Source organism: Porphyromonas endodontalis (genome assembly GCF_052173515.1).
GTDB lineage: Bacteria > Bacteroidota > Bacteroidia > Bacteroidales > Porphyromonadaceae > Porphyromonas > Porphyromonas endodontalis_A.
Window position 1 is genome coordinate 1 of the sequence record NZ_JBQMYL010000003.1, and the last position, 25,645, is coordinate 25,645.

Annotated in this window: 20 protein-coding genes and 1 pseudogene; 10 read left to right on the plus strand and 11 right to left on the minus strand. The window is 46.8% G+C overall.

What is annotated here, in order from left to right; translation table 11 throughout:
• The first annotated feature begins 100 nt into the window (after positions 1-100).
• Positions 101-832: a hypothetical protein gene (locus ACTTHR_RS01975; protein WP_442604994.1), complete on the plus strand. Its 732-nt coding sequence runs from the start codon at positions 101-103 to the stop codon at positions 830-832.
• The gene (locus tag ACTTHR_RS01980; protein ID WP_442604995.1) at positions 829-2,307 is read left to right on the plus strand and encodes a phytoene desaturase family protein; all 1,479 of its coding nucleotides are present in this window, start codon (positions 829-831) and stop codon (positions 2,305-2,307) included. Before ACTTHR_RS01975 ends, ACTTHR_RS01980 begins: the two co-directional genes overlap by 4 nt.
• A gap of 255 nt (positions 2,308-2,562) precedes the next feature.
• Here ACTTHR_RS01980 and ACTTHR_RS01985 read toward each other — a convergent pair.
• Positions 2,563-2,676: pseudogene (locus ACTTHR_RS01985) on the minus strand (toprim domain protein); the annotation flags it as partial.
• 397 nt (positions 2,677-3,073) lie between these two features.
• Between ACTTHR_RS01985 and ACTTHR_RS01990 the strand changes: the two are divergent.
• From ACTTHR_RS01990 to ACTTHR_RS02010, 5 genes are all read left to right on the plus strand, one after another.
• Complete coding sequence (locus ACTTHR_RS01990; protein WP_311552889.1) at positions 3,074-3,493, plus strand: hypothetical protein; 420 nt, start codon at positions 3,074-3,076, stop codon at positions 3,491-3,493.
• A gap of 639 nt (positions 3,494-4,132) precedes the next feature.
• A complete protein-coding gene (gene nrfH, locus ACTTHR_RS01995; protein WP_442604996.1) occupies positions 4,133-4,768 on the plus strand; it encodes a cytochrome c nitrite reductase small subunit in 636 nt (211 codons plus the stop codon).
• A gap of 33 nt (positions 4,769-4,801) precedes the next feature.
• Positions 4,802-6,283 carry an ammonia-forming cytochrome c nitrite reductase gene (gene nrfA / locus ACTTHR_RS02000; protein ID WP_442604997.1) on the plus strand — a complete coding sequence of 494 codons (1,482 nt, stop codon included), beginning with the start codon at positions 4,802-4,804 and terminating at the stop codon, positions 6,281-6,283.
• Positions 6,284-6,428: 145 nt separating this feature from the next.
• Positions 6,429-7,730: a cytochrome c biogenesis protein ResB gene (locus tag ACTTHR_RS02005; protein WP_304285910.1), complete on the plus strand. Its 1,302-nt coding sequence runs from the start codon at positions 6,429-6,431 to the stop codon at positions 7,728-7,730.
• On the plus strand, positions 7,727-8,524 hold the full coding sequence (locus ACTTHR_RS02010; protein ID WP_442604998.1) for a cytochrome c biogenesis protein: 798 nt from the start codon (positions 7,727-7,729) through the stop codon (positions 8,522-8,524). The genes ACTTHR_RS02005 and ACTTHR_RS02010 overlap by 4 nt, the downstream gene beginning before the upstream one ends.
• A gap of 553 nt (positions 8,525-9,077) precedes the next feature.
• Here ACTTHR_RS02010 and ACTTHR_RS02015 read toward each other — a convergent pair.
• Entirely contained in the window at positions 9,078-9,920 is an 843-nt protein-coding gene (locus tag ACTTHR_RS02015; RefSeq protein ID WP_442604999.1) for a hypothetical protein, read from the minus strand.
• Between the two features lie 219 nt (positions 9,921-10,139).
• Positions 10,140-10,748 (minus strand): carboxypeptidase regulatory-like domain-containing protein, encoded by a 609-nt coding sequence (locus ACTTHR_RS02020; RefSeq protein WP_442605000.1) that lies wholly within the window; start codon positions 10,746-10,748, stop codon positions 10,140-10,142.
• A 630-nt stretch (positions 10,749-11,378) separates the two neighbouring features.
• Here ACTTHR_RS02020 and ACTTHR_RS02025 point away from each other — a divergent pair.
• Positions 11,379-12,338 carry an endonuclease/exonuclease/phosphatase family protein gene (locus tag ACTTHR_RS02025; protein ID WP_442605001.1) on the plus strand — a complete coding sequence of 320 codons (960 nt, stop codon included), beginning with the start codon at positions 11,379-11,381 and terminating at the stop codon, positions 12,336-12,338.
• 76 nt (positions 12,339-12,414) lie between these two features.
• Here the strand turns inward: ACTTHR_RS02025 and ACTTHR_RS02030 are convergent, their stop codons facing one another.
• From ACTTHR_RS02030 to ACTTHR_RS02065, 8 genes are all read right to left on the minus strand, one after another.
• A complete protein-coding gene (locus ACTTHR_RS02030) occupies positions 12,415-13,914 on the minus strand; it encodes a right-handed parallel beta-helix repeat-containing protein (RefSeq protein WP_442605002.1) in 1,500 nt (499 codons plus the stop codon).
• A 41-nt stretch (positions 13,915-13,955) separates the two neighbouring features.
• Positions 13,956-14,771, minus strand: coding sequence for an SH3 domain-containing protein (locus ACTTHR_RS02035; protein ID WP_442605003.1), 816 nt, complete (start codon positions 14,769-14,771; stop codon positions 13,956-13,958).
• Positions 14,772-14,830: 59 nt separating this feature from the next.
• Entirely contained in the window at positions 14,831-15,532 is a 702-nt protein-coding gene (locus ACTTHR_RS02040) for a hypothetical protein (protein WP_442605004.1), read from the minus strand.
• Positions 15,533-15,565: 33 nt separating this feature from the next.
• Complete coding sequence (locus ACTTHR_RS02045; protein ID WP_442605005.1) at positions 15,566-16,255, minus strand: hypothetical protein; 690 nt, start codon at positions 16,253-16,255, stop codon at positions 15,566-15,568.
• Positions 16,256-16,280: 25 nt separating this feature from the next.
• Positions 16,281-16,967: a hypothetical protein gene (locus ACTTHR_RS02050; RefSeq protein ID WP_304285544.1), complete on the minus strand. Its 687-nt coding sequence runs from the start codon at positions 16,965-16,967 to the stop codon at positions 16,281-16,283.
• A gap of 30 nt (positions 16,968-16,997) precedes the next feature.
• Positions 16,998-17,882 (minus strand): hypothetical protein, encoded by an 885-nt coding sequence (locus tag ACTTHR_RS02055; protein WP_442605006.1) that lies wholly within the window; start codon positions 17,880-17,882, stop codon positions 16,998-17,000.
• A 48-nt stretch (positions 17,883-17,930) separates the two neighbouring features.
• Positions 17,931-18,950, minus strand: coding sequence for a hypothetical protein (locus ACTTHR_RS02060; RefSeq protein WP_442605007.1), 1,020 nt, complete (start codon positions 18,948-18,950; stop codon positions 17,931-17,933).
• A gap of 121 nt (positions 18,951-19,071) precedes the next feature.
• Positions 19,072-20,109, minus strand: coding sequence for a hypothetical protein (locus tag ACTTHR_RS02065; RefSeq protein ID WP_442605008.1), 1,038 nt, complete (start codon positions 20,107-20,109; stop codon positions 19,072-19,074).
• A 371-nt stretch (positions 20,110-20,480) separates the two neighbouring features.
• Here ACTTHR_RS02065 and ACTTHR_RS02070 point away from each other — a divergent pair, with 371 nt between their 5' ends.
• Together ACTTHR_RS02070 and ACTTHR_RS02075 are read left to right on the plus strand one after the other, a co-directional pair.
• On the plus strand, positions 20,481-22,355 hold the full coding sequence (locus ACTTHR_RS02070; protein WP_442605009.1) for a site-specific DNA-methyltransferase: 1,875 nt from the start codon (positions 20,481-20,483) through the stop codon (positions 22,353-22,355).
• 15 nt (positions 22,356-22,370) lie between these two features.
• Positions 22,371-25,421, plus strand: coding sequence for a restriction endonuclease (locus ACTTHR_RS02075; RefSeq protein WP_442605010.1), 3,051 nt, complete (start codon positions 22,371-22,373; stop codon positions 25,419-25,421).
• Positions 25,422-25,645: the final 224 nt, after the last annotated feature.

Here is a 25,645-nt window from a genome sequence, read left to right on the forward strand (position 1 = left end):
ACTCCTCCTCGGGCTATTCATCATCAAGTCTTGGGTGAATAGTCGGCGCAAGCTGGGTTTTACATGGAAGGGGCGATCAATCTAAAAATAATGCAACGATATGTTTAAAATCAAACGAACAATCCTTTTAGTAAGCCTGCTCCTAACGGGCTTCTCGTCTTGGGCCATGTCCCCCAAGGAAATTATTTATAAGGCCTATATCAGTGCAGACATGCAACTTTGGCGTACGGTCATAGACAACCTACATGCCAAGGCGAATAAGACTCTAGAACAAGAGCTTGAGCTCCTCAACTACGAGTACGGCTACATCGGCTGGTGTCTTAGCCAGAAGAAGAAACAGGAGGCAAGAACGTACCTGGAGCGATACGATGCTCGACTCTCAAGGCTCACAAGCGAACAGGCGCGAGGCATACGCTCGGCATACCGCTCAGCGTACTATGGCTTCGAAATCGGACTCAACAAGGTCAAAGCGCCGTTCCTTGGTCCCAAGAGCACTAGAGAGGCAGAGCAATCTGTCGAAGCGAACCCTAAAGGCTGGTTGGGCTATTTACAGCTGGGCAATATCGAGTTCTATAAGCCACCTATATTTGGAGGTTCAAAAGAAGAAGCCCTCAAGTACTACCTCAAGGCTGAGCAATTCTTGCTCAAAAATGGGATAGACCGAGATTGGAATCTCCTATCGCTCTGGGCGCAGATCGGGCTAACCTATGAAGAACTCGATAACCCACAAAAAGCTGAGCTCTATTATCGAAAAGCCCTGAATGCCGAACCACAGTTCAAATGGGTAAGAGATGAATTATATACGAACCTCAAGAAAAAGAAGCTACGATGAAAAAGAAAGTAACGATCATCGGTACAGGCCTCGGAGGCCTAGCCAGTGGACTACTCCTCATCAAGAAGGGGTATGAAGTCGAGTTCATCGAAAAAAATGATCGACCAGGAGGGAGGCTCAATCAGATCAAAAAAGATGGCTTTACCTTCGATACAGGGCCTAGCTTTTTCAGCATGTCCTATGTCTTTGAGGAATTCATGCAACGCTGTGGCATCGAGCTACCATTCGAATTCGTCCCCCTCGACCCTCTCTACTCCGTAAACTTCAAGGGTAGCACCAAGACCTACCACCTGTATAAGGATCTCGGGCGTCTCGCCGAGCAATTTCGAGACTTAGAGCCTGACTTTGAACGCAAGATGAAGGTGTATCTGGCCAAGTCCAAAAGACTCTTCGAGGATACCTTCGACATTGTGATTAGAAACAATTTCGACAACCTCTTTGACTATATCTCTGCTCTTATTCGGGTCAATCCTAGGCATCTGCCCGTCCTCTTCAAAACCTTTTGGGAGCATGTGCATGGTTACTTCTCCTCCTCCGAGGTGCGGCAGATCATCTCTCTAGTGGCCTTCTTCCTTGGTCGCACACCCTTCGATACGATGGCTGTGTATAGCCTGCTCTCGTACACAGAGTTCCAACACGATGGTTACCACAATGTAGCAGGAGGGATGTACACCATCGTCGAGAGTATCGTAGAGGAGCTTGTGCGATGTGGAGCAAAATTTCACTACAATGCCGAGATCGTAGACGTAGTGCGAGAGGGACAAAAAATCTCAGCAGTAATTGACCGACAAGGACGGAAATATGCAGGGGAGATCTTCCTCTCAAATGCCGATGCAGCACTATTCAGAGGACGCGTCCTGCGAAGAAAGAAGTACGATGAGGAGCATCTCAATCGCATGGAATGGACCATGGGATACCTCACCTGCTATATCGGGGTCGGCGAGAAGCTCCCTCAGCTGAACCTGCACAACTACTACCTAGGTACAAACTACGAGGAGTATGCCCTCAATGTGCTCAAGAGTCCCGACACGCTACAGAAGCCCTACTACTACGTCAATGCCCTCTCCAAATGCAACCCCAGTTGCGCCCCCGAGGGATGTGAGAGCCTATTCTTCGTATGCCCCGTTCCAAACCTACAGTATAAAACCGACTGGAGTGATAGGGATGAGATCGTTGATAGTATCCTAGCCGACTTCTCCGAGCGTATTGGGGTAGATATACGCCCCAAGATACTCTCCCGAACCATATATACGCCACAGGAGTGGGAGGCACAGTTTAACCTCTACAAGGGGAGTGGACTGGGGCTATCACACAAGATGATGCAGATCGGAGGATTCAGACCGGCAAACTTCGACGAAAAATTAGAAAACCTCTTCTACGTCGGCGCTTCTACGATCCCAGGAGCAGGGCTTCCTATGGCGATTATCAGTGCGGAGCTAGCCGTAGAGCGCATTCTGGAGTCGTTCAAGGCCTAAACCGAGACTCTTCATAGCTCGAAGGCAAACCTAACCCCTGAGGTAGTATCCTGATTTCATACAACTATCTTATTTACAGACACTATCAAACGTTTGAAAAAAGACGAGTGATACCAACAACCCGAAAAGAGAGACTATCTAGCTTATAGATAGTCTCTCTTTTAAACCAAATCAAAGACAACAAATACTTACTTCTTAGGTTTTATGCCGAGTTTTACTGGTTTTATCCAATGCTGTCCTAAATAATATTGTGCCATTATACAAAGGATTGCGGAAATTGCGTTTCGGAACAAAGGCAATCGGCATATAGAAGTAGAAAACTTCCAATCCTCTATTGGTGCGAGCTAAAATTTCTTCTTTAAGATCCATAGTTCTTCGAATAAGGTTTGACAATCGTCTTTCGGGCATATTCTGCTCGACATAGTGCTATAAAAAACACACTCCATCTGAGCCGAAGGAAAAACACACAATTGATCGGTTTCTCTGAAGCAAGGCAAGTCTTATTCATTGCATAAGCTATTAGAGTAGCGACTAGTACAAGTCTCTGGAGAGATTTGAAGAAATGTATTATACAGACAACTTGATTTGCTTTCAAAATCACACCTTCAAACGACTCCGAACAAGATAATCCTGGTCAATCTAGAATAACACCTCCCGTTTCTTTATAGAAATAAACCAAGTATAAACAAATCTAATTCACGGGGCAAGTCTTAGCAATAAGTATTCTATTGCATATCTTTGTCGTAAGAAAGTAAGTTAGTTATATATGAAGAGATTATTTTTAATAGCTATAATGCTCCTGTCTGCAGTTGCAGGCCTTGCACAGAATAATACTAAAATAGACAAACTAAAGGAACAGCAAAAGCTTCTCAAGCTTACAACAGAACTGAATAAGCTACAATTGGAGTACGAAAAGGAGAAAAGCACCAATATTGAACTTAAAAAGAAAGTAGCTGATATCAACTCAGAAGCTGATGTTGCCACCGCTGAATTCAATACAGCAAACGCGTCAAACACAGTAAAGGATGCGGATAGTACGATCAAAAAATTGAAGAAGGTCAAGTCCATCAATAAGAAGTTAAAGAGGAGCCAAAAGACTTTAGCTAAGATGGAAAAGAAAATTGCCAAGCTACAAAAAAAGATCGACGAATCGAACAAAAAAATTGAATTCGTGGATAACCAATAGACTCCGTAATATAGCAAGGTGAGAACATGTATGATACATGTTCTTACCTATGTATTCGCGCACAAAATTTAAACTGGACTTCGGCCACAATGGCGAGTGGCAAACAAAGAGAATCTCATCATGTTTGCTACATTGGGACTGTTCTATGGAATTGAAAAGAGGGAACTCCCGAGACTCCCAATGCGTCCACTTCACGCCTTTAGCCGAAGCATCAAGCGTTTCCTATCAATAATCGTCAAGTACCGCCTAAACGATTATAACGATAGGACTTACAACCACCGCTATCCGTCAAGCAAAACTCAACGGTTATTTTAAATCTGCACATTGGGGAGAGTCGTTGATCCCCAATTGCAATATCGCTCCAAAGATTGGCACAAATACTGCTTATCGTCTCATTTATAATACGATTCTAACTCTACCCATTAGGAAGGCTTACCGCAACGTAGAGACAGGTATCGGCCTCTACTTTTTAATACCATTACACTTGATACTGTAATCTGCACAGTCTACTCGGAGGAATTTTAGTTGGAAATTAGATCATCAGTGCGTATCTTTGTTGCGCTAAGTGATGTGAACCTATTTGGAGGATAACCAAAGCGTAGGTCACCACTATATTGTAGGATTCAAAAATAATGGCTTATGGGCAACAAACGGTTCCATTCTTTTTCTTCCCGCATAAGCTCTCTGAAGCGGCGTTTGCTCCCCTCTTATGGTGCTCAAGTGGGGGCGGTGCTCTTGACCGGCATCATATTTGGGTTGGGAGCCTACCTCGTATATGTGTCTAAAGCCTACAGCTACCTTTCGGATGATCCTAAGGTCTGCGTCAATTGTCACGTGATGGGTCCCTACTATGCAACGTGGCAGCACTCGTCTCATAAGATGGTGGCGACGTGCAACGATTGCCATGTACCCCACAATAACATCCTAAACAAATACTTTTTCAAAGCCAAAGATGGCTTGAGGCACTCCTATATATTCACGATGAGAAAGGAGCCCCAGGCGATGCAGGCTATTGCGGCAAGCCAAGAGGTGATATACGACAATTGTGTTCGCTGCCACTCCCAACTGAATCAGGAGTTTGTGAAGACAGGAAAAATGACACACAAGCAACTTACTCACGGAGAGGGACGAGCCTGCTGGGATTGTCATAGAGACGTGCCCCATGGTGGCAAGAATAGTCTATCGTCTACTCCCGGTGCGATTGTCCCGTATCCCAAGTCTCCCGTTCCGGATTGGCTTAGAGACCAGCTAAAGGCGGGGAAAGAAAAGAGATAATGATAGTATGGTTAGAATAAAAAAGAGACTCCTATGAAAGAAAAAAGAAAGCTGAAGAGATGGCAGGGCTGGGCGCTGTTTGTAGCTACTATGGTAGTAGTTTTTTGTCTAGGTCTTTTGGCCTCGTCTATTATGCAACGCCGTGCAGAGGTTGCCTCTATCTTTGCCAATAAAAAGGTAGAGATCGCTCCACAGGAGGCCCGAAACGCGATTTTCCAATCCAACTATCCCAAAGAATATGAGACCTGGCTGCAGACGGCGGACACCTCTTTTTCTTCGGAGTTTAATGGCAACAAACCCGCAGATGTCTTGGCGCAACGCCCCGAGATGGTAATATTCTGGGCCGGATACGCCTTTTCGAAAGACTATAGTGCGCCTCGCGGTCACTACTATGCCATACAAGATATGCTGCACACGCTACGCACAGGCTCACCCGGTGTAGATGGGATGGACGACATACAACCCGCTACTTGTTGGACCTGTAAGAGCCCCGATGTGCCCAGAATGATGCAGGCAATGGGAGTAGAAGCCTTCTACAACCAAAAGTGGAGTGCTATGGGTAGCGAGATTGTCAATCCCATCGGATGCGCAGACTGCCATGATACCGAAACAATGGATCTCCGTATCTCTCGCCCCGCTCTCATCGAGGCTTTTGGGAGAATGGGGAAAGACATTACCAAGGCAACTCATCAGGAGATGCGCTCTTTGGTCTGTGCGCAGTGCCACGTAGAATACTACTTCCGTAAAGAGAATAAATACCTCACATTCCCTTGGGATAAGGGCACTTCTATGGAAGATGTAGAGAAGTACTACGACGAAATGGACTACTACGACTACATCCATGCCATCAGCAAAACGCCTATCCTCAAGGCTCAGCATCCCGACTTTGAGATTGCACAACTGGGTATACATGCCCAGAGGGGTGTGGCTTGTGCCGATTGTCATATGCCTTATATGAGCCAGGGCGGCATGAAGTTTAGCGATCACCACATACAGAGTCCGCTCAACTATATTGATCGCACTTGCCAGGTTTGCCACCGAGAAAGCGAAGAGGTGCTCCGTAAGAATGTTTACGACCGCCAGCGTATGGCCAACGAGATTCGCAACAAACTTGAGAAAGAGCTTGCCGCAGCACACATAGAAGCTAAGTTCGCCTGGGATAAGGGCGCCACAGAAGCTGCCATGAAACCAGTCTTGCGCTACATACGTCAGGCACAGTGGCGTTGGGACTATGGCGTTGCCTCTCACGGAGCCTCGTTCCACGCGCCCCAAGAGGTTACACGGATTCTCTCCAATGGTCTCGAGCGAGCCCTACAAGCAAGACTTGCCATCTCCAAAGTGCTTGCCAAGCTTGGCTTTACCGGCGATGTACCTATGCCGGACATTTCTACCAAGGAAAAAGCTCAGCGTTACATTGGGCTTAATCCGGAAGAGCTTCAGGCCAATAAGAAGAAATTCCTCGATGTTGTAGTACCTAAGTGGGTAGAGCAGGCCAAACAGAAACAGCGCATCTAAAACTAACCATAGAGGTGGCCTCGTACTTCGGGTATGGGGCCACTCTTTTTGCTTATCAACGGAGCTTGTATGTGGGATAAGGCTTTCCGGCTCACTTATAAGCTCCGATTTTCGAAGAAAGACAGCTTACAGATATACAAATACAATGTGGAGAGACCCCTGGAGCTTCGTTGAAGCATTTGTCATTGCATCGGCTATTCTGGTCGTTGGAATCCTACTGCACTTCACCCTCGGCCCCATTCCTTTTCATGGGTTTGCCTATCCTCTAAATATTATCGGAGGGGTTGGGATTCTACTCCTTTCTCTCCTACTCGCCATCCTTGCACGGCGAGGCAATAGGATAGCTACCTTTCTAGCCGGATACAAAATGTCTATCGCTGCTATGGCGATACTTATGGGCCTCTCCATCATCATGGGCCTTACCCGACAAATAGAACTCGCTGCACCCCATGGATCCAATCTGCAAGAGCCGATACATGCCGTGGGCTTCAGTTATATGCTCTCTACGTGGTATTTCCTCATGAGTTATCTCCTTCTCCTTGTCGTGCTGGGCGGCACCACCTTTACCTTTATCCTAAGGGGGCGACGACGCAACATGCCTTGGAGTAGGTACATTGCCTTTCTTCTGAATCACTTAGGGCTCTACATTGCCCTCTTTGCGGGACTACTGGGGGCTCACGACTTGCAGAGATACCGCATGCAGGTAGATGCTAGCGAGAACCGTCCCGAGTGGCGAGCAACCAAAGATTTCTCTACCGAACTATATGAGCTCCCTCTCGCTATCGAATTGGAACGTTTCGAACTAGAAGAGTACCCGCCTAAGCTGATGATTATAGACAGCCGCAGTGGAGAGACCCTTCCCGCAGGGCATCCCTGGCAACTCTCTGTAGAGAAGACACCCATTATGGGCACCTACAAAGCATGGAAGATAGAGGTCTTACAACACTTGCCCCTGAGTGCTCCGGTAGTCTCCCGGGATAGCATGCATTTTGTAGAGTTTGGCAGTACAGGAGCAGTACATGGTATCGAAGTACGTGCAACCAACCAAGAGACGGGGCAAGTAGTGAACGGCTGGGTAACCTCCGGTAGCTACCTTATCCCTTTCAGAGCTCTATCCCTGCCGGACAGCACAAGCATTGTCATGCCCGATCCGGAGCCGAAGCAATTCCGTTCGTTCGTCTCCATCTATAGCCCGAATGATAAGTTTGTAAAGGGCAAGATCACGGTAAATAAGCCCATTAAGTTCGACGGCTGGGACATCTATCAGCTCAATTACGATCAAGAGATGGGGAGGTGGAGTACCGTCTCTGTGTTCGAGATTGTGCGCGACCCTTGGTTACCTGCAGTTTATGTAGGTCTCCTGCTTATGTTACTTGGGGCAATATCTCTTTTTGTTTTGCCTCGTCCCGCTCGCATTCCATCACCCTCAGAAGAGAAAAAGCTATGACTACTTGGAACGATATGATCTATTACGCCGTCCCCACCATACTCCTCTCGGGATGTGGAGCGTGGATGGCTTTCCGAGATAAGCGGAGTATCGCTCTCGCCCTTTTCCTACTCGCATTTGTAGTATTCGGCACCTATATAGGGCTCATGTGGCACTCTCTTGAGCGTCCTCCGATGCGTACCATGGGCGAAACCCGATTGTGGTACTCTTTCTTCGCCTTGGTGGCCGGAGTTATCGTTTACTTACGCTGGCACTACAAGTGGATATTGGGCTTCTCCACTATCTTAGCCTCTGTCTTTATCATCATCAACCTTGTCCGCCCCGAGATTCACAATAAGAGTATGATGCCGGCTCTCGAGAGCCCCTTTTTCGTACCGCATGTAATCTCCTATATGTTTTCGTATGGGATGTTGGGAGCAGGGCTACTGATGGCTTTCTATGCCCTGTGGTTGCAAAAGAAAAAGGGAGATGAGGGTCAGGCCCTCCACCTTATGTCTATTTCGGACGGATTGGCTTACACGGGGCTTGCCTTCTTGATGATCGGACTTCTCTTGGGGGCCTTTTGGGCAAAGCTCGCCTGGGGGCACTACTGGAGTTGGGACCCCAAAGAGACGTGGGCTGCGGTAACGATGCTTTCGTATCTACTCTACATCCACTACCGTCTGAGTAGACCTCGCAAGATATCGACCGCACTTTGGTTGCTCTTTTTCTCGTTCTTGTGCCTCCAGATTTGCTGGTACGGAGTCAACTTCTTACCCTCAGCACAAGGCATAAGCGTCCATACCTACGGATGATACAACGCCTCGTTGAGGAAGAAGGAGAGAATGAGAAAGAATTCTTATCCCTCTTAAGTTCGCTTTATCGGGAGTGATACTGTATTTCTTTTGAGCTTTCAGCTTGCTCTTGAGTGCATAAGCCTGCCCTATCCCTCTCTCAGTGCTTTGCAGATAGAATCCTCTAGAGAATCTACATCAGCAAGCAATTCTTGATTGCAACCCATAAATATAGGCGATCAAAAAGGCGTTCGTAATGAGCGCCTTTCTTTTTGCCTTTTCTGCACATTATCCCTGTCTTCCTTCTAAATCCTCTTTTGTGGAGGCTCCTCTTCCCAGCCCCACATCATAGGCAAACATGGTCAGGAACAAGGCACTCCTCTGAGAGATTAAAGACTTTCCGGAGAGAATAAAAGAGACAAAACGGAGAGCTAATAGTACACTTAGATCTCCGTTTTACATTTGAAGAATCTGACTTGTAGCTCTAAATTTCGACGAAACGAAGATTTAGTCGACAATCTCATTTTAGGGCTACATGACCTACTAGAATGATAAAAGTATTCGGTAGGTAAGCTTACAAGAAAGCTACCTTCTTCGTTGCGGTGTAGACTCCTTCGTCCGTTGTAAGGGTTATAGTCACTGTCTGGACGCTATTGGACGGAGCTTTAGAGAATCGTATGCGATAGAGGGTATTCTTGTCTTGCGGATTTTTCGGTTCTATCACCGCATTGCCTGGTTCTAAATAGACCATCGCAAGCTCCTCTTGTGATACTTTATCAAGAATCTTGCTAATTCGCTGCACGCCGTATCGAGGATCAGTGTAGCCTACATTTGGTTCGATTAGTCCGTCTAAATTTGTCGGGTCATAGTGACGCTTGATGCTCGGATAGGCAGTCAGATATTCAATCTCTACAATGTCTGAGAGAGAAGAGGCTGCCGGATGAGTTGCATCAAAGTCCTCAGAAGTAGTGATTGTCACATTCTTCACAAAGGCTGATAGGGCAAAGCCTTCATCTATGTCATCCGGGAAAGTCATTTTAGAAGCGTTGTCTCCAAACTTATTGGCACACTGTACAAATTTGCTCACTTCTGTTACCGGCTTTCTATAGCCATAGAAGTTCTTAGTAACAAACTCCACAGTCATAAGATAGTTTCCATGATTATCTTTTTTGAGAGCATCCTCTCTGATAGAGAGATCGCTAATCTTATAGTAGCGGTTTATCTGATGCCCTGAACAGATATATTCATCACAAGGTGGAGTGTTAGGGACTTCAGTGTTCCCATTGTTCTCCCCTTCATTGTTTTTGGTTGGATCTTGTTGCTCTTTGTTAGCTTCTTTCTGACCACCCGTGGGAGCACTTTGACTACACGAGAAGAGCGTGATGCCCAAGATTAAGATTGACAATATACGTTTCATATATTTATTTTCAGCGTTTTACATTTGTTTTCTTGGCGAAAGGTACGAATAAAAAGAGAATTAGAATAAACGACATCTCTCCTAGATTGGCATTATTGAGAGGGATACCGCATTGCTTTTGAGGCGTGGACTTACCCCTCGAGTATATAGGGCATTGAAAGCGCTGCCCCCCTTATCGCGATTGTCTCTATCGCCGGTAGACTTATAGACGCTCCTCCTCTATCGCAGCGTTACAAGAATTGCACCCCCTTTTATCTTACATGCCATTGGCACTACTCGACTTGGGATAACATCAATATGGTCAATCATAGAAGGGAGAATTGCATTCAGCTGTTGTAATGTAATGGGCTCCCCGTTTAGTACGATCAGACTCTCCTCGTCCCCATTTATAAGCAAGTTGTCTCCAAAAACTTCTACTCCTCGCACAAAGCGAAGCGCCTCTGCCATTGATTTCCCACGAGTAATTGGATTTCCCTTAAACTCAATTCGAGTAGCACCACCGGGACTCAATCTAGTATACTTGGCCATAACCTCAAGCTCCGAAAGCTCCTCAGGATTCTCCGACAGCTCAAAATTGTACTGAGTAGCAGGCTGGTCTATTATGAGAGTTCGACGCAAAGTTTTGTAACCTATACAACGGATTTCTACGAAATAGGTTCCTGGAGTTGCCACTTCTAAGGCATAACTCCCGTCGGCTTGGCTGACAGCTCCTGTAAAAGCACGATCTGTAGTATCTCGCTGTAATGTAATAGTTGCCGCTAGTACAGCAATTTGATCTTTAGTAGAAATGGAGCCCTTCAATTCATAGCGCCCCTCTTGCGCTGACATTTGTATAGTAAAAAGGAATGCGAGAAAAGTAAAAATACAAGAATATTTCATCTCTTTTTTGATCTGCATCTTGATATTTAGAAGTGATAAGAAACGCTCTCGAGGTTCTCATACATTGCACCACGATGTTATGGACACTGCCATCTAATCCGCTTGGTTCGGCAGCAAAGTTAGGAAATCTAAAAGTAAAATGCGAGGCTTTGAGGAGGGCGTATTCTGCAGCAAGGGGCATGCGAAGGGGGGCTCTCTAGAGGGAGGGCAAAATATGGTGCCTAAGATTTCGTAGGATTTAGGCCTAAATTCGAAAGGAATTCAGGCAGAATGTTTCCCCATTATCAGCCTAAAAATAAAAAAATCCAGCCTCGATTCTGGGAGGAAATCAGCCAAGAGGGGAAAAGGACTCGGGCTTTATCCCTTTTTTCGGTTGGAATGCAAGGCTTAGGATAACCTCTTAAATCATCGCATAAGCCCTCCGAAGCAAGAGACAACCGCAGCGCCCATTTTGAGCATGGGTCTACACAGCCACAAAAGCTCTATGGATTGTTTATTAGTCGCAATCCCTTACATTTGCGTTAGATATAGTAAGGGTATACAAGAGCAATCATCTACCAACCTCAAAATAAAAGGATTATGAAAACATTAGACCCACAACCTCAAGAAGTAAAAGAGAACCTTGGGGAGCTACTTAGGGATTTGGACGAAAAGGTGCCTCCCAAACAACTCGACCGCAACCTCCTTATCGCCACATGGAATATCCGAGGCTTTGGCGACCTTACACGCAGCTGGATGAGTAAAGAGGGCGACAGCCCCCGACGCGACCTCCACTCAGTGCATTGTATTGCCGAGATTCTAAGGCGATTCGACGTTATCGCTATACAAGAAGTCAAATCCAACATCAGGGCCTTGAGAGACACACTCAAGATACTAGGAGACGAATGGTCTATGATTCTAACCGACGTAAACCAAGGAAGTGCCGGCAATGGCGAACGCATGGCCTATCTATTCGATACGCGCCGAGTTAATCTCTCGGGGCTAGCGGGGGAGCTAGTCGTGCCGGACGAATGGCGCAGCGGAGTATCCAAGAACGTAATGCAAGAACAATTCGTTCGCTCACCTTATGCCGTGAGCTTCCGCTCTAAGCATCAGACCTTTATTCTTGTCACACTACACGTACTCTACGGCAAGAAGTCGAGCGACCGCATCAAAGAGCTCAAGGGGATTGCCCAATGGCTATCGTCTTGGGCGAAAGACATCAACGCCTATCACCAAAATCTGATTATCCTTGGCGACTTCAACATTGAGGCACGAGGAGACCTACTGGCTGAGACCTTCCTCTCTGAGGGGCTATACATTCCTGAGGGTTTGCAAAGCAAAGAAGTGAGTCGCTCCATCTTCAACGATACAAAGTTCTACGATCAGATTGCGTGGTTCAACGGCTTGAATGGCCAGCCCAAACTCTCCCTGGAGTTTGTACGTGGAGGCAGCTACAACTTTGTTGCTACTGCGCTCAAAAACAGAGGCCTGACAAAGCAAAAACTCTCCTTTATGCTATCTGACCACTATCCCCTATGGGCGGAGTTTAAGCTCTAATCCACCCCCTCAAAGAAAAAGAAAGGCAGTGTAGAAGTTTCCTCTGCACTGCCTTTTTCGTGGGTGTTATATCGCGTTATTTCTTGGGGATCTGGGCACCATACCCGGGTACTGCGCCAAAGAGTTTGCGCGCTTTCTCCCAGGGGTATTTATTGGCAAACATGGTCACGCGGGTAGTCTGCGTAGCCTGCTGATTCTGTCCGAGGTAGCGGTTGACCTGATTCGCCGTTGAGTTACGGTCGTAGTCCTCCGAAGATACAATCTTGAGACTCATGAAGCCCTTAAGGTAGGCCGCATCAATGGCTCCGATAAATCGTTTATCAAGGGGCATCTCCTTATTTCCTTCGTACTTGGGCCCGATCTCTTCGGCTTCTTCAATGCGAGAGGCGGGTACGTTAAGGGGATTAGACTTGGTACAGATCTCTAGGTCGTACTTATTACCAATGAAATAATTATCATAGAGATTGCTTTGCTTTAACTTCTCATACTCTTGCCTTGCCTCATAGCGACAACGCTCTACACCACAGCGTGAATTGAAGCCGAATATATTCTTGTAAACATTGATGGTGCGGATACCATTCATAAAGCGGAAGCCCTGCCCCATCGACTCAAACTCCTTGGTGATAGGCCAAGTGAATAGCACGGTATTATGGTGGAAGTCTAATGAAATTTCGCCCTCACGCCCTGCGGCTAGAGTGCCCCAAATCTCACAAGCGGCATAACGATTGGCCACGAATACATTGTTGCTGACCTCAATATGCCCGGCACCCATGGCCGCCTGCAATCCAAAGAAGCGACAATTGACGAAAACACAGTTGGAGACACGCACTTTCCCCTCAACCGTTAGGTGCAGTGCACGCCAATCGGCCTTGGAGTAGCCAGAGGGCTGTATGGGGCTGCCATCGGGATGTACCAACATACCCGTGAGTAGCTCCGTATTAGGCGTACCCGTGCGTGGGTCTTTCACGTCGGCTTTGTTGTAGATGATAAGCTCCCCTCCATCGAAAGTAAAGCCATCCACCACTACTTCACCGGCAGGGGTTTTATCCCCGTAAGCACGGCGTGCCGTAATGTGAAAGAGTGCCGAACCGAGAACGCGGGGCGACTTCTCATTGGGTTGGATCTTGGTGATGTACTTAAGAGGGTTACGCTCTGAGAAGTCGGACGAGTAGCCGCCATAGAACTTGAGGAACTTGCCGTTGTCTGCACCATTGCCGAAGCGTCCGCACTCGATATAGCCTCGGTCCATATTGCCCAGATAGTTACCTTCTGCCACGAGGATGGTCGAACCATCCTCTGCGAGATCGATAGCTTTTTGCAAATCCTTTAGGGGAGATTCTTTGCTCAAGCCATCGGCACGCGTCTTGCCGTTGGCACTCACATAGTAGGTTTTAGCCGCAGAGGTAGGGTTAGCCGCCGTTTTTCCCTCTCTGTCGGAGGTGTGCTCAGAGTCGTTTGTTCCCTCGTAGATCATTCGGCTGAGGGCGTTTTGGGTGGAGCCATTAAGTTGCCGAGCCTGTGCCGGTAGCCATGCACTTAGCCCTAGCACGATAGAAAGATAATAGATGTTCTTCATATTTGACTTCTTCAGTAGTTTGTGTTATTACACGAATAGGCTCATGGACAGGTTGTAAGAGCATTGCCGCAAAGCCACTCTTCCTCTATCCAACCCTGATGCTTTTTGTCAAGAGTCTGCACTTTGACCCACTTCCCCCGCTTGTCTAGAGGGCGCAAAGCGATCTCTTTTGAGAAAGTGTAGACGGCTCGAGCCTGCCCGGAGGGTTGCTCTCTAAGCTTGAGAGTTTGCCCCCCATAGTTGCGTGTACCTACGGCCACGACTGAGTAGTGTATCCAACTCTCTCCGTCTTGACGAATAGGCAATTCGCCCTCGTAAACTTCGCCATAGGAAGCAACAAAATTGCCACAGATACGCCACCACCCATCCTTATTATTGCCGAGATTGAGCATATGCGAGCCATCCTTATCTAGCTTATGCACCACAGTACCCTTGGGCGCATTACGGATGTTGGTATCCCCTTTTGTCTCATCGTAGACATAAACAAAGAGAGTATTCTCAAAGTTATCGAGCAGGAGCTTACGGGTCTTACCCTTGATCGTGAGGGTGAGCTCTAGCTGCTGAGGATCCTTCTCAGAGCTAGCCGGGAGAGTGGCAAAGCTATCGGTCTGTTTACTCTTGAATTCATACCGAGCTCGTTGCTTATCAAAAGTGGTACAGAATAATGTATCTGTGAAGTTTTCGGGATACTCGAGATGCACATCAAAAGGCTCACGATGTTCTGCATCATAGTACAAGACAACATTGATTTCCCCAATCCGATAGACATAGCAAACTGCGGGTAGGTCTTGTGCAAACCCGGTAGATACACCGGAAAATAGGCACAGTAGTGCCAATAAAATTCGCTTTAGTTTCATGGAGATTATTAATGCTTATTGTGTATCCAACTTATTGTATCATCCTAGAAGTGTTTAGTCTAGTCCTCTCGGGGAATACGCTTGACCTCTTTGACCCATCGCTCATTGACCCAACGGAAAACAACATACTTGGTATCAACAAGATCCCCTAGACCAAGATCGTCAAACATCGTATCGTACTCCGCATCCTGCTCTCTTGCGCCAACATACATCTCTATTGAAGTACCCTTTTGTGGCAATTTGAAAAGAAAGACAAGACGGTGCTTAAAAGCATCAGTCAGATTGGCTCGTTGCTTAGGAGAGAGCTGCGAAGTTTCGTAGAAATCCTCGACCTTCACCTCAGAGACCTTCGGTGCCAACGATCGATCTTCACGCAAGCGACCTCGGTCGTAGATGTAAAATTTGAGATCACTATACCCAAATGCATTATTGACACCGACCAACTTACGCCCATCTTTGAGGTTCCAATAGCAAACCTCTAGCGTAGGATCCGGATAGGAAAGATAAGCTCGTAGATAGCCATTGCGCTCGTCGCAGACCTCCACATAGGGCTCTATCCACTCCTGCCCTTCGGCGGGTAGCCCAACATGTGTGAGAAGTTTTTTGCGCTCCTCTACGGACCAGCGATTATCTACAGCCTTCTCGGGGAGCATCAAGAAGATATCTCGTATATTGATCTTCTTGGCCCCTTGGTTATTCTTCTGTGCCTCTAGACTAAAAAGCGAGAGGGAACATAGCATGATAAGAATAAGTCTTCTCATAGGATTGATGTACTTAAGTTATACTTTTGGGAGCTACTCAATAGGGCTCCATTTATACTCCGAAAGAGGATTGACCAAGCGCTCATCGATCTTGACCTCTACCATCTGTAGAGCTCTCAAAGTGAAGCCGTCAAAAATGTACTCCTTGACCTTCTCTTGCATCTCCTTAAGCTGATTGTTGCGGAGGAAGTCGTGGACATCGTTCTGATCTACCCACACACCTTTTCGCTCATTCCAACTCATCGTAGGGAACTCGGAGTCGTTGGTGTAGAAGAAAAACATATTGTCGTCTGCAACCTCAACCCCTAAGCTAGAGTCGAAAGGCAGGTCAATAGGCATCACCTCTTTGCCCGTAGTCAAGTCGTGTAGATAGAGTGCCCCCACTACATCTGTACCTTCACTCGTGAGCAATGTATGCCCCACTACTCCCTCAAAGTCGAGCACAGTCCCTTCGACCTTAAAGTTCTTGATATCCGAACGCTTGGGTTGTACCTCAATGATATTGTAGACTCCACCCTCTGTCTCGATGGTCTCGCCCTTGACGATGCGCATGTCTTCGTTTTCGAAAACCACTTCATCCCCTTCTGCCAACTCAGGCAGGGCAATAGCCCCCATTTGAGTACTATCGCTTGAGCCTGCTTGGTCGTTTTTCTGTCCTCCGCACGCTGTGCATAGGAGAGTAAATGCTAGGGCAATGCCTAGGCTTAGTGTCTTAGATTTCATCGCATACATAAAGTGATGTACGTATTTACTCAATATAGCTCCACTGGAACTCTTGGAGAGGAGTGACTTTACGCCCCTTAAGGTCGATCTTTACTTTCTGCAAAGCCATTAGAGTGAGGCCCTCAAAGAGCGAGTCTTTAACCTCTTGCTGAGCCTCCTTTAGCTGCTCATTGCGTAGGAAGTCGGGGACTTCATTAGCATCCACCCATGCCCCTTTTTTCTCATTCCATTGCACTCTGGGGAGATTATCCTCTGGGGAATAAAAGAAAACAGCATCCTCTCCTTGTATCTCTAGAGTACCGGACAAGAATGGCATATCTACCGGTACTAGAACCTCCCCCGTAGTCATATCGTGTAACCAAAGAGTACTCACCACGCCCGTACCTTCACTAGTAATTAAAACGTTACCGGCTACCCCCTCAAAATCCAGCACACTACCCGAAATCTCGAAGCCTTCGATACCGGTGTGCTTAGGTTGGATCTCAAAGTTATTGTACATGGGAATATCGTCTGTGGAGATGTCTCTCTCGACAATACGCACATCGTCATTCTCGAAAACCACTTCCTCCCCTTCTGCAAGTTCAGGAAGAGGAATAGCCTCTATTTGCGCGCTATCGTTTGAGGTCGTTTGGTCGTTTTTCTTTCCTCCGCATGCTGTGCATAGGAGAGAGAATGCTAGGGCAACGCCTAGGCTTAAAGTCTTATATTTCATAATATGTACAGTAATCAATGGTAATCTTAATTATAGGGATGAGGATGCTGAGAGCAAGGGATGGTTTGAGGCCTTCTGAACCCTTTCTACTCGCTCTTGCAGAGGGAGTGTATCCCCATAGTTCTTCAGTTGGAGAAAATCCTTGATAAGCTCTGAGGTTAGACTATTGGGATAAGCCTTCATAAACCGCTGCCACTCGCTCTTGAGCTCGGGATCTATCGTCCCAGATTCGTTGGCAATAGGTGTATTGTCCGTACCGGTCATATAGACCATCTGCAGGTATTGGTAGTTATCACTAAGTCTAACGAATAGCTCTTTCTGCTCGGGGTTGGACTCGGCATAGGCCTCGTATCGAGCGATTAAATCCCCCAGTTCGCGCCAAGTTAGCACGAGGCAAGCATCCGGAGCGATGTTTTCACTATCCCTTAAAAGCTGCCAGTACTCTTGATAGTAGGTGGGTAGCTGGCTGAGGTATTTGGCAAACAACGTAGGGGCTGGGGCTAGCAGAACAATCCCCTCTCCTACCTCATCAAACTGTAGTCCTCGCTGTATGTAGCCCTGTTCTTTCTGTTTGATGGAATCATGAGGCTCTATCGGATTACCTTCATCATCGTAACGATACTCGTAGTAATGCTCTAGATAGTCGCTCTCACGCTGATTGAGCATACCCACCTCTTCTTCCACTAGAGTAGCGAACTCCTCAAATATTCGGCATCGCTCTTCCGGCGTTGCAGCTTCCATCGTGAGGTCTAGGATCTGCCGTTTGAGGTAAATACGTTCTAGGGGATCGGTCGATTGGGCAAGAGCTTGTTCCAAGCTATCGATGTTGGGGGCTGCTCCTTCAGATTGTTTTGAGGATTGGCAGGCTGTCAATAGTACAACTCCAAACAGCAATAGAGAAAAGATTGGTTTCATAGAATTGAAGTATGAATTCATTTGCGTTATATGATTATAAAATCTTGATTACTTAGCAGGTTGCTTGATGTCGAAGCGTCTAACTCTATCGAACATACGCGTGCGTTTATTGGTCGAGGGATCGATGGTGAATAGAGAAAATCCACAGTCTCCATCGTTTTCAGAAGTAAGTTCATGATCCACATCGATGAAGAACAAGCGATTGCCAATCCAAAGTGGCGGCTGCTCGTCCGAGACGCCGTCTTCAACAAGGATCTGTTGCTGTGAACCATCGGCATTGGCAATGCAGAGCGGACCATGGGCAACGTCGCCAAACATTAGCATAGCTCCAAAAGCCACCTTACTACGGTCGGGACTAATGCTGTATTGCATATATTCGATTGATTCCTCTTCCTTCTGCTCCTCAAGATTGAGTTTATTAGTCACACACACGAGTTTACCCCCATTGCGGTAATACAATTGATCCGACTTTGTACTAAAGAGGTGGGAGTTCGGTTCTTCCCCTAGCCCCATAAGAGAGACGTACTTATCCCAATCTGCATCCTGGAGCTTGCGACTTGCAATGGTATAGACACGGAAGGAGGTGAAACAATAGGCCTCCCAACTGAAGCCATTAGGGATGAGTAGCTTGCCATCCTTGTACATGAGGCGGCTATGCTCCACACTGGTTTCTGAGATAGAGGACTCCTTGGGAATATTGAGATTGACCAGATCCTCAAGTTGGGGCTCCTCACCTCCAAAGGTAGCTTGGCGTAACCAGAGCATCCCATCACGCACCACAGTATAGTACATAGTCTTACCATCGGGAGCAAAGACAAAATTGAAGATCTCATCCGGCTCCAATAGATGGAATGGGATGGTCATATCCTCATCTACATTGTAAAAGAAGAGGAGACTATCCTGATAAGCAATCACATTCGAGGAAGTGAAATTAGTATAATTATACGATGGTGCTCCCACTTCAAGAGAATCCTTCTCCTGATTATTCTCTTTGTTCTTTCCCGCACTGCATGCGACAAGCGTACACATGGCCATGACGGAGAATACACTCGTTAATATGGTTTTCATAGTCTTTTATCTACTTTCATGCTACTAACAGGGCACGAAGTTAAGGTAAAAAGTTCATATTATCCCCCTCAAAACTTGATAAATACATTCTCAAAAGGCTAAAGAGGAAATAGGCTTTTGATTACTTAGCAGGTTGCTTGATAGCAAAGCGTCTAACTCTATCGAACATACGCGTGCGTTTATTGGTCGAGGGATCGATGGTGAATAAAGAAGTTATACAGCCGTTATCGTTCTCAGAAGTAAGTTCATCATCCACATCGATAAAGAACAAGCGATTGCCAATCCAAAGTGGCGGTTGCCCATCTTCGACACTCAGCTCTGTAAGGGACTCTTGCTGCGAACCATCGGCATTGGAAATACAGAGCGGGCCATGAAGCATATGACCGTAAAGCGTTAGCAAAGCCAGAAAAGCCACCTTACTATGGTCTGGACTAATGCTGCATTGGATATATTCGATTGATTCCCTATCACACTTTTCCCAGAGATTGAGTTGATCGGTCACACACACGAGCTGACCCCCATTGCGGTAATACAATTGATCAGACTTGGTGCTAAATAGCGAGACCATCTGTGGTTGTTGCTCTTTAGCCGGATCCGGAAACGAAAAGTCGTTATACCAATCTACAGTCTCCATCTGGAGCTTACGGCTTTCAATCGTATAGATATGGCGGGTATTGTAGAAGAAAGAACCCCAACCAAAGCCACTATAGAAGAATAGCTCGCCATCCTTGTAGACTAAGCAACTACGATTCATATCCGGTTCTCCAATAGAAGGCGACTCGGTAACATAGAGATTGACCAAATCCTCAAGTTGGGGTTCCTCTCCTCCAAAGGTCGCTTGACGCAACCAAAGTATCCCATCACGCAGCACGATATAGTATAGGGTCTTGCCATCGGGATCAAAAACAAAATTAAAAATCTCATCCGGCTCCAGTAGATGGAATGGGATGGTCATATCCTCATCTACATTATAGAAGAAGAGGAGACTATCCTGATAAGCAATCACATTCGAGGAAGTGAAATTAGTATAATTATACGATGGTGCTCCCACTTCAAGAGAATCCTTCTCCTGATTATTCTCTTTGTTCTTTCCCGCACTGCATGCGACAAGCGTACACATGGCCATGACGGAGAATACACTCGTTAATATGGTTTTCATAGTCTTTTATCTACTTTCATGCTACTAACAGGACACGAAGTTAAGGTAAAAAGTTTATATCGCCCCCTAAAACTTGACTAATCCCCAACTCAAGGGGCTAAGAAAATAAAGAGAAAGACACAATCTTACAAACTAATTCCTTCCCGACATTTCCCATTTTTCACCCTAAAAGCAGTACCTTTACACCGATATAGAGGAAGAATTTGAATCTATTAAGGGGTTATATTTTGCCTTACATCTCCCTTTATTTATTGCTAATAAGACAAATAAAGAACGGCGACAACTCCCACTTCTAAATCGAGAATAGGTTCCTATGAGAAGTGTATTTTACAACGATTAGATATTAAAGAGAGACCGCAAACAACGAGATAATGGAACTAAAGAAACAAGCATTGACCTCGGCATCCCATAGCGACTTTACGCTCGAGGCTCTGAGACAAATAGCCCCCTCTGCCTTTACGGAAGTGCGTGGGACAGACGGAGAACTGACGCACAAAGTGGACTTCGATGTACTGCGCGAATTGCTGGGCGATGCCATTCTCGATGCGAACGAAGAGTGCTTCGGCTTCCACTGGGTGGGAAAGCAGGCGGCAAAGCGGGCGGCTGCTGAGCCTACACGCCAGACGCTACGCCCCATTGTTGAGGATAGTGTGGACTGGGACACGACGGAGAATCTCTACATAGAAGGCGACAACCTCGAGGTCTTGAAGCTCCTACAGCGTGCCTACCTCGGCAAGGTGAAGATGATTTACATTGACCCTCCTTACAACACGGGCAACGACTTTGTCTATCAAGACGACTTTGCGATGAGTGGCGAAGAAATGGACGAAGCGATGGGTAACCTTGACGAAGAGGGCAACCGCCTGCGTCGCAACCTTGACACCAACCCCCGTTATCACTCCGACTGGTGCTCTATGATGTATAGCCGTCTGCTCGTGGCCCGCACCCTCCTCTCTAATGATGGCGTGATCTTTATTTCCATTGACGATAACGAAGTGCATCACCTTCGCAAGATCTGTGATGAGGTATTCGGGGCTGAGAATTTCATCGGGGCAATTGCTTGGAGGAGATTCAACTCTCAAGCTAACGTTGGAATCTTCGCTAAAGTGAAGGATACCATATTCATATATGCACGGAGTATTAAGGATGTTAGGTTTGGAAGAATACCTTTGACGGAAAAAGCTAAAAAAGAATATCAATACCGAGATGAACGCGGAGTTTATGCTAGGCGACCTTGTATCGACAGCGTAAGGGGCTGTCATAGTTTTGAGGTTCTCTTGCCTAATGGTTCTATTTTGAAGGACAACTGGACTATTACCCAAGCGAAATTTGAGGCTCTAGATAAGGAGGGACTTATACATTGGCCTCAGAATGGTGGTAATCCAATGCAGAAGATGTATTTAGTAGATGCTTTCAAATCAGGACAAATAGCTTGTGACTTTTGGGGAAGTGAGTACGGAAACAACAAAAACTCTGCGGATGAAATTAAGGCGTTGTTTTTTGGGAAAAGGGTCTTTGATTTTTCAAAGCCAATCAAATTAATAAACAATCTTCTTAGTTTGGGTTGCCCTACTCCTGACGACTCCATTATCCTCGACTTTTTCTCTGGGTCTGCCACTACCGCCCACGCAGTGATGCAGCTGAATGCAGAGGATGGCGGTAAGCGTAAGTACATTATGGTGCAGTTGCCTGAGGAGACGCCCGAGGGTGGCGAAGCCCGCAAGGCGGGTTACAACACGATTTGCGAGATAGGCAAAGAGCGTATCCGTAGAGCTGGAAAGAAAATCAAAGAAGATCCTGAGAACAAGAATAAAGACTTGGACACAGGTTTCCGTGTGCTTCGTGTGGACTCGTCCAACATGGAGGAAGTCTACTTTGAACCAGTAGAATTGATGCAGCAAGACCTGTTGACGCAGGAGGAGAGTGTGAAGTACGATCGCACCGAGCTTGACTTGCTCTTTGGTTGTATGGTTGACTGGGGCGTAAAGCTGAGCTATCCCCTTCGCAAAGAGGAGGTGGTAGGCAAGCTTCTGCACATCGTAAACGAGGGATCCCTCGTAGCTTGCTTCGACAAGGATATCAATCTTGAGGCTATTCGCTATATCGCCTCCATGAAACCGCAGCGCACAATCTTCCGAGAGTCCTGCTTCGCCACCGATGCCGACAAACTCAATATCTACGAACAACTCAAACAGCTCTGTGGCTGGAGTGACGACGAAGCCTACAAGCGTATCCATGTTATTTGATAAGAGGGGCAGTATATGAACCTGCAATTCAAACACCAGGGCTTCCAACAAGAAGCCGCACAAGCCGTTGTGGAGGTTTTTCGTGGGCAGCCCTTGCAAGAAGGCTCCGCTTATCGTATGGACATAGGTACGAATAAGTTGGACGTAACAATTCAGGGCTTCCGAAACCATGACATTGTACTCAACGACGAAGAGCTGACTCGGAATATCCGTGAAATCCAAATCAATCAAGACTTGCAACCCGTCAATCGAGTGCTTCGTGACACCAACGGCACGCTGGCTCTGAGCATCGAGATGGAGACAGGTACGGGCAAAACCTACACCTACATCAAGACGATGTATGAGCTATACAAGCACTACGGATGGACAAAGTTTATCATCGTGGTGCCCAGTGTGGCTATTCGCGAGGGGGTCATCAAGAGCCTTGAGACGATGGCCGACCATTTTGCCGAGGAGTACGGCGAGCGTATGCAGCACTTTGTCTACGACAGTGCCCGACTTACAGCAATTGATCAGTTTGCCTCTGACTCTAAGATACAGGTCATGGTCATCAATACGCAAGCCTTCAACGCCACAGGGGCAGATGCCCGACGCATAACCATGAAGTTGGAGGATTTTGCTTGGCGTCGCCCTATCGATGTGATTAGTGAGACACGTCCTATTCTGATTATCGACGAACCTCAAAGCGTGCTGGGGGCGGACAAACAGAATAAAACCCGCCTAGGTCTACAGCAGTTCAAGCCTCTATTTTCCCTTCTTTATAGTGCCACACACCGCAAAGACGACATTTACAACCAAGTGTATCGCTTAGATGCAATTGATGCCTTCAATAAACGCCTCGTCAAAAAGATTGAGGTAATGGGCGTAGAGCAGATAGGCACAACGGGTACTAATGGTTATCTCTACCTCGATGCTATTGTACTCTCAAAAAAGAAAGGCGAAGCCCCCCGAGCTCGTATCAGCTTCGATGCTACCAGCAGAGTAGGTCTGCGCACGGCTATGCGTTTGGTTGATGAGGGCTTTGACCTCTACGCAGAGAGTGGAGAACTCGAAGCCTACCACAATGGCTATATCATTGAGCGCATCGATGGAGTCAAAGGGTGTATTCGCCTCAGTAGTGGACAAGAAGTTTATGAGGGGCAAGCCATTGGAGCAATTACCGAAGACATTATTCGTCGCATACAGATCCGCACCACAATAGAAAAGCACTTCGAGCGTGAGAGTCTACTCTACAAGCAAGGTATCAAGGTACTGAGCCTATTCTTTATTGATTCGGTAGAGAAGTACCGCATCTACGGAGACAAAGGCGAGACCCAGAAGGGCCTCTGGGCGCAGATCTTTGAGGAAGAGTATAATCAGGCTCTTCGTAACAAGCTTTTAGACCTCTTTATAGACGAAAATTACAAACAATACCTCCAGAAGATACAGACCGAGAGTACCCACGCAGGCTACTTCTCCCAAGATAAAAAGGGCAAGATGATAGACTCGAAAGTGAAGCGAGGTGAGACAACAGCTAACGACCCCAATGCCTATCAACTAATTATGCGCGATAAAGAGCGGTTACTCTCGTTTGATGAGCCTACACGCTTTATCTTCTCTCACTCTGCCCTCAAGGAGGGATGGGATAACCCTAATGTCTTTCAAATTTGTGTACTCAAGCAGAGCGATAGCGAGGTAAAGAAGCGTCAAGAGGTAGGGCGTGGCATGCGTCTATGCGTCAATCAAGAGGGAGAGCGCCAAGATAGCGACCTCTTAGGAGATAGTGTGTATGACACAAATATCCTCACTATTGTAGCCAGCGAGAGTTATAAAGATTTCTCTGAGGCTCTACAAAAGGAGCTTGCCGAAAGCATCACCTCTCGTGCAGTGCTGGTCACAGCAGCGTTGTTTACAGGCAAAACCATCCTCAAAGCCAATGGCGAAAAGCAAACACTCAGCGAGCCGCAAGCAGCCATCATCATAGAGGAGCTTATCGCAGCTGGCTACGTAAAGAAACGGAAGCTCACGGAGAAATACTTTGAAGACAAAAAGGCGGGCAAGTTGGAGCTTGACGAATGGCAAGGAGAACAAGACGCTATCATCAAAGAACTGGATAAGGTATTCGACCCAGAGGTGCTCAAAGCTGCGAATGGGAGAGGGAAAGATACTGCCAAATTCCAAGCTGATCGATTTGCCAAAAAGGAGTTTCAAGCCCTATGGAAACGCATCAATAGCAAGAGCTACTACGAGGTGGACTTTGAGACAGAGGAGCTAATTCGAGAAGCCATCTTCAGTCTGGACAAGTCGCTCCATGTCACAGAAATACACATTGCCATCACAGCCGGTACTCTGGCAAACGTAAACTCGAAAGAGGAACTCGAAGCCGGGCAGGCAATGCAGGTCAGTAAGAGTCACAACATCAAAGTAAACGAAGTAGTGGCAAGTGGAGTGCGCTACGACCTCATCGGAGAACTTGTACAACGCACAGGATTGAAGCGTAGTACCATTGCCAACATACTCACCGGTATCAAGCAGGAGACTTTTGGGATGTACCGCAAGAATCCCGAAGAATTCATCATCCGTGCAGGCAATATCATCAATGAGCAAAAGGCTGTTGCGGTGATAGAGCATATCACGTACCATAAAATGGAGCAATGCCACGAGGTGGATATCTTCTCCAAACAGGCACTTCGTGGGCGTATCGGCATTGACGCCATACGGAGTGAGAAGTCGCTTTACGACCTCGTGGTAGTCGATAGCCAAGGGGTAGAAAAGGGTTTTGCCGAACAGCTAGAGCAGCAAGAGGCCGTGGAAGTCTACACCAAACTTCCTCGCGGCTTCTACATCAATACACCCGTAGGCAAGTACAATCCGGACTGGGCGATTGTGTTCCGAGAAGGCGAAGTCAAGCACATCTACTTCGTTGCAGAAACGAAAGGCTCTGAAGAGATCACTCAGCTCCGAACCGTGGAACAGGCAAAGATCGAGTGTGCTCGCCGTCACTTCTCCTCTATCTCCGACTGCACTCTTAAGTTCGATGTAGTCACAAACTACGAAACTCTCTATAATAAAGTAATGCAGGACTAAGAGCCCTTTTTCTGAGCAATAGAGGCTTGTAAAAAACAATATTGTTCTAAAGCTGAGAAGGCCTCGCTGTGAAACGTCGGAAAAACCCTGCCCTAGAGTTTTTTCCTTATAGGGTAGAAAAATAAAGTTTCATGGGCAGGAGCAAAAAATTTTTAGGGCAGTAACCCCAACAGAAATTAGGCAGAGAAGAAACGAAAATAGGCCTGCACCTTTTTCGGCCTTTG

Coding starts and splice junctions, on each gene's coding strand:
- ACTTHR_RS01975 (WP_442604994.1), top strand. CDS start 101: ATGTTTAAAATCAAACGAACAATCCTTTTAGTAAGCCTGCTCCTAACG.
- ACTTHR_RS01980 (WP_442604995.1), top strand. CDS start 829: ATGAAAAAGAAAGTAACGATCATCGGTACAGGCCTCGGAGGCCTAGCC.
- ACTTHR_RS01990 (WP_311552889.1), top strand. CDS start 3,074: ATGAAGAGATTATTTTTAATAGCTATAATGCTCCTGTCTGCAGTTGCA.
- nrfH (WP_442604996.1), top strand. CDS start 4,133: ATGGGCAACAAACGGTTCCATTCTTTTTCTTCCCGCATAAGCTCTCTG.
- nrfA (WP_442604997.1), top strand. CDS start 4,802: ATGAAAGAAAAAAGAAAGCTGAAGAGATGGCAGGGCTGGGCGCTGTTT.
- ACTTHR_RS02005 (WP_304285910.1), top strand. CDS start 6,429: ATGTGGAGAGACCCCTGGAGCTTCGTTGAAGCATTTGTCATTGCATCG.
- ACTTHR_RS02010 (WP_442604998.1), top strand. CDS start 7,727: ATGACTACTTGGAACGATATGATCTATTACGCCGTCCCCACCATACTC.
- ACTTHR_RS02015 (WP_442604999.1), bottom strand. CDS start 9,920: ATGAAACGTATATTGTCAATCTTAATCTTGGGCATCACGCTCTTCTCG.
- ACTTHR_RS02020 (WP_442605000.1), bottom strand. CDS start 10,748: ATGTCAGCGCAAGAGGGGCGCTATGAATTGAAGGGCTCCATTTCTACT.
- ACTTHR_RS02025 (WP_442605001.1), top strand. CDS start 11,379: ATGAAAACATTAGACCCACAACCTCAAGAAGTAAAAGAGAACCTTGGG.
- ACTTHR_RS02030 (WP_442605002.1), bottom strand. CDS start 13,914: ATGAAGAACATCTATTATCTTTCTATCGTGCTAGGGCTAAGTGCATGG.
- ACTTHR_RS02035 (WP_442605003.1), bottom strand. CDS start 14,771: ATGAAACTAAAGCGAATTTTATTGGCACTACTGTGCCTATTTTCCGGT.
- ACTTHR_RS02040 (WP_442605004.1), bottom strand. CDS start 15,532: ATGAGAAGACTTATTCTTATCATGCTATGTTCCCTCTCGCTTTTTAGT.
- ACTTHR_RS02045 (WP_442605005.1), bottom strand. CDS start 16,255: ATGAAATCTAAGACACTAAGCCTAGGCATTGCCCTAGCATTTACTCTC.
- ACTTHR_RS02050 (WP_304285544.1), bottom strand. CDS start 16,967: ATGAAATATAAGACTTTAAGCCTAGGCGTTGCCCTAGCATTCTCTCTC.
- ACTTHR_RS02055 (WP_442605006.1), bottom strand. CDS start 17,882: ATGAAACCAATCTTTTCTCTATTGCTGTTTGGAGTTGTACTATTGACA.
- ACTTHR_RS02060 (WP_442605007.1), bottom strand. CDS start 18,950: ATGAAAACCATATTAACGAGTGTATTCTCCGTCATGGCCATGTGTACG.
- ACTTHR_RS02065 (WP_442605008.1), bottom strand. CDS start 20,109: ATGAAAACCATATTAACGAGTGTATTCTCCGTCATGGCCATGTGTACG.
- ACTTHR_RS02070 (WP_442605009.1), top strand. CDS start 20,481: ATGGAACTAAAGAAACAAGCATTGACCTCGGCATCCCATAGCGACTTT.
- ACTTHR_RS02075 (WP_442605010.1), top strand. CDS start 22,371: ATGAACCTGCAATTCAAACACCAGGGCTTCCAACAAGAAGCCGCACAA.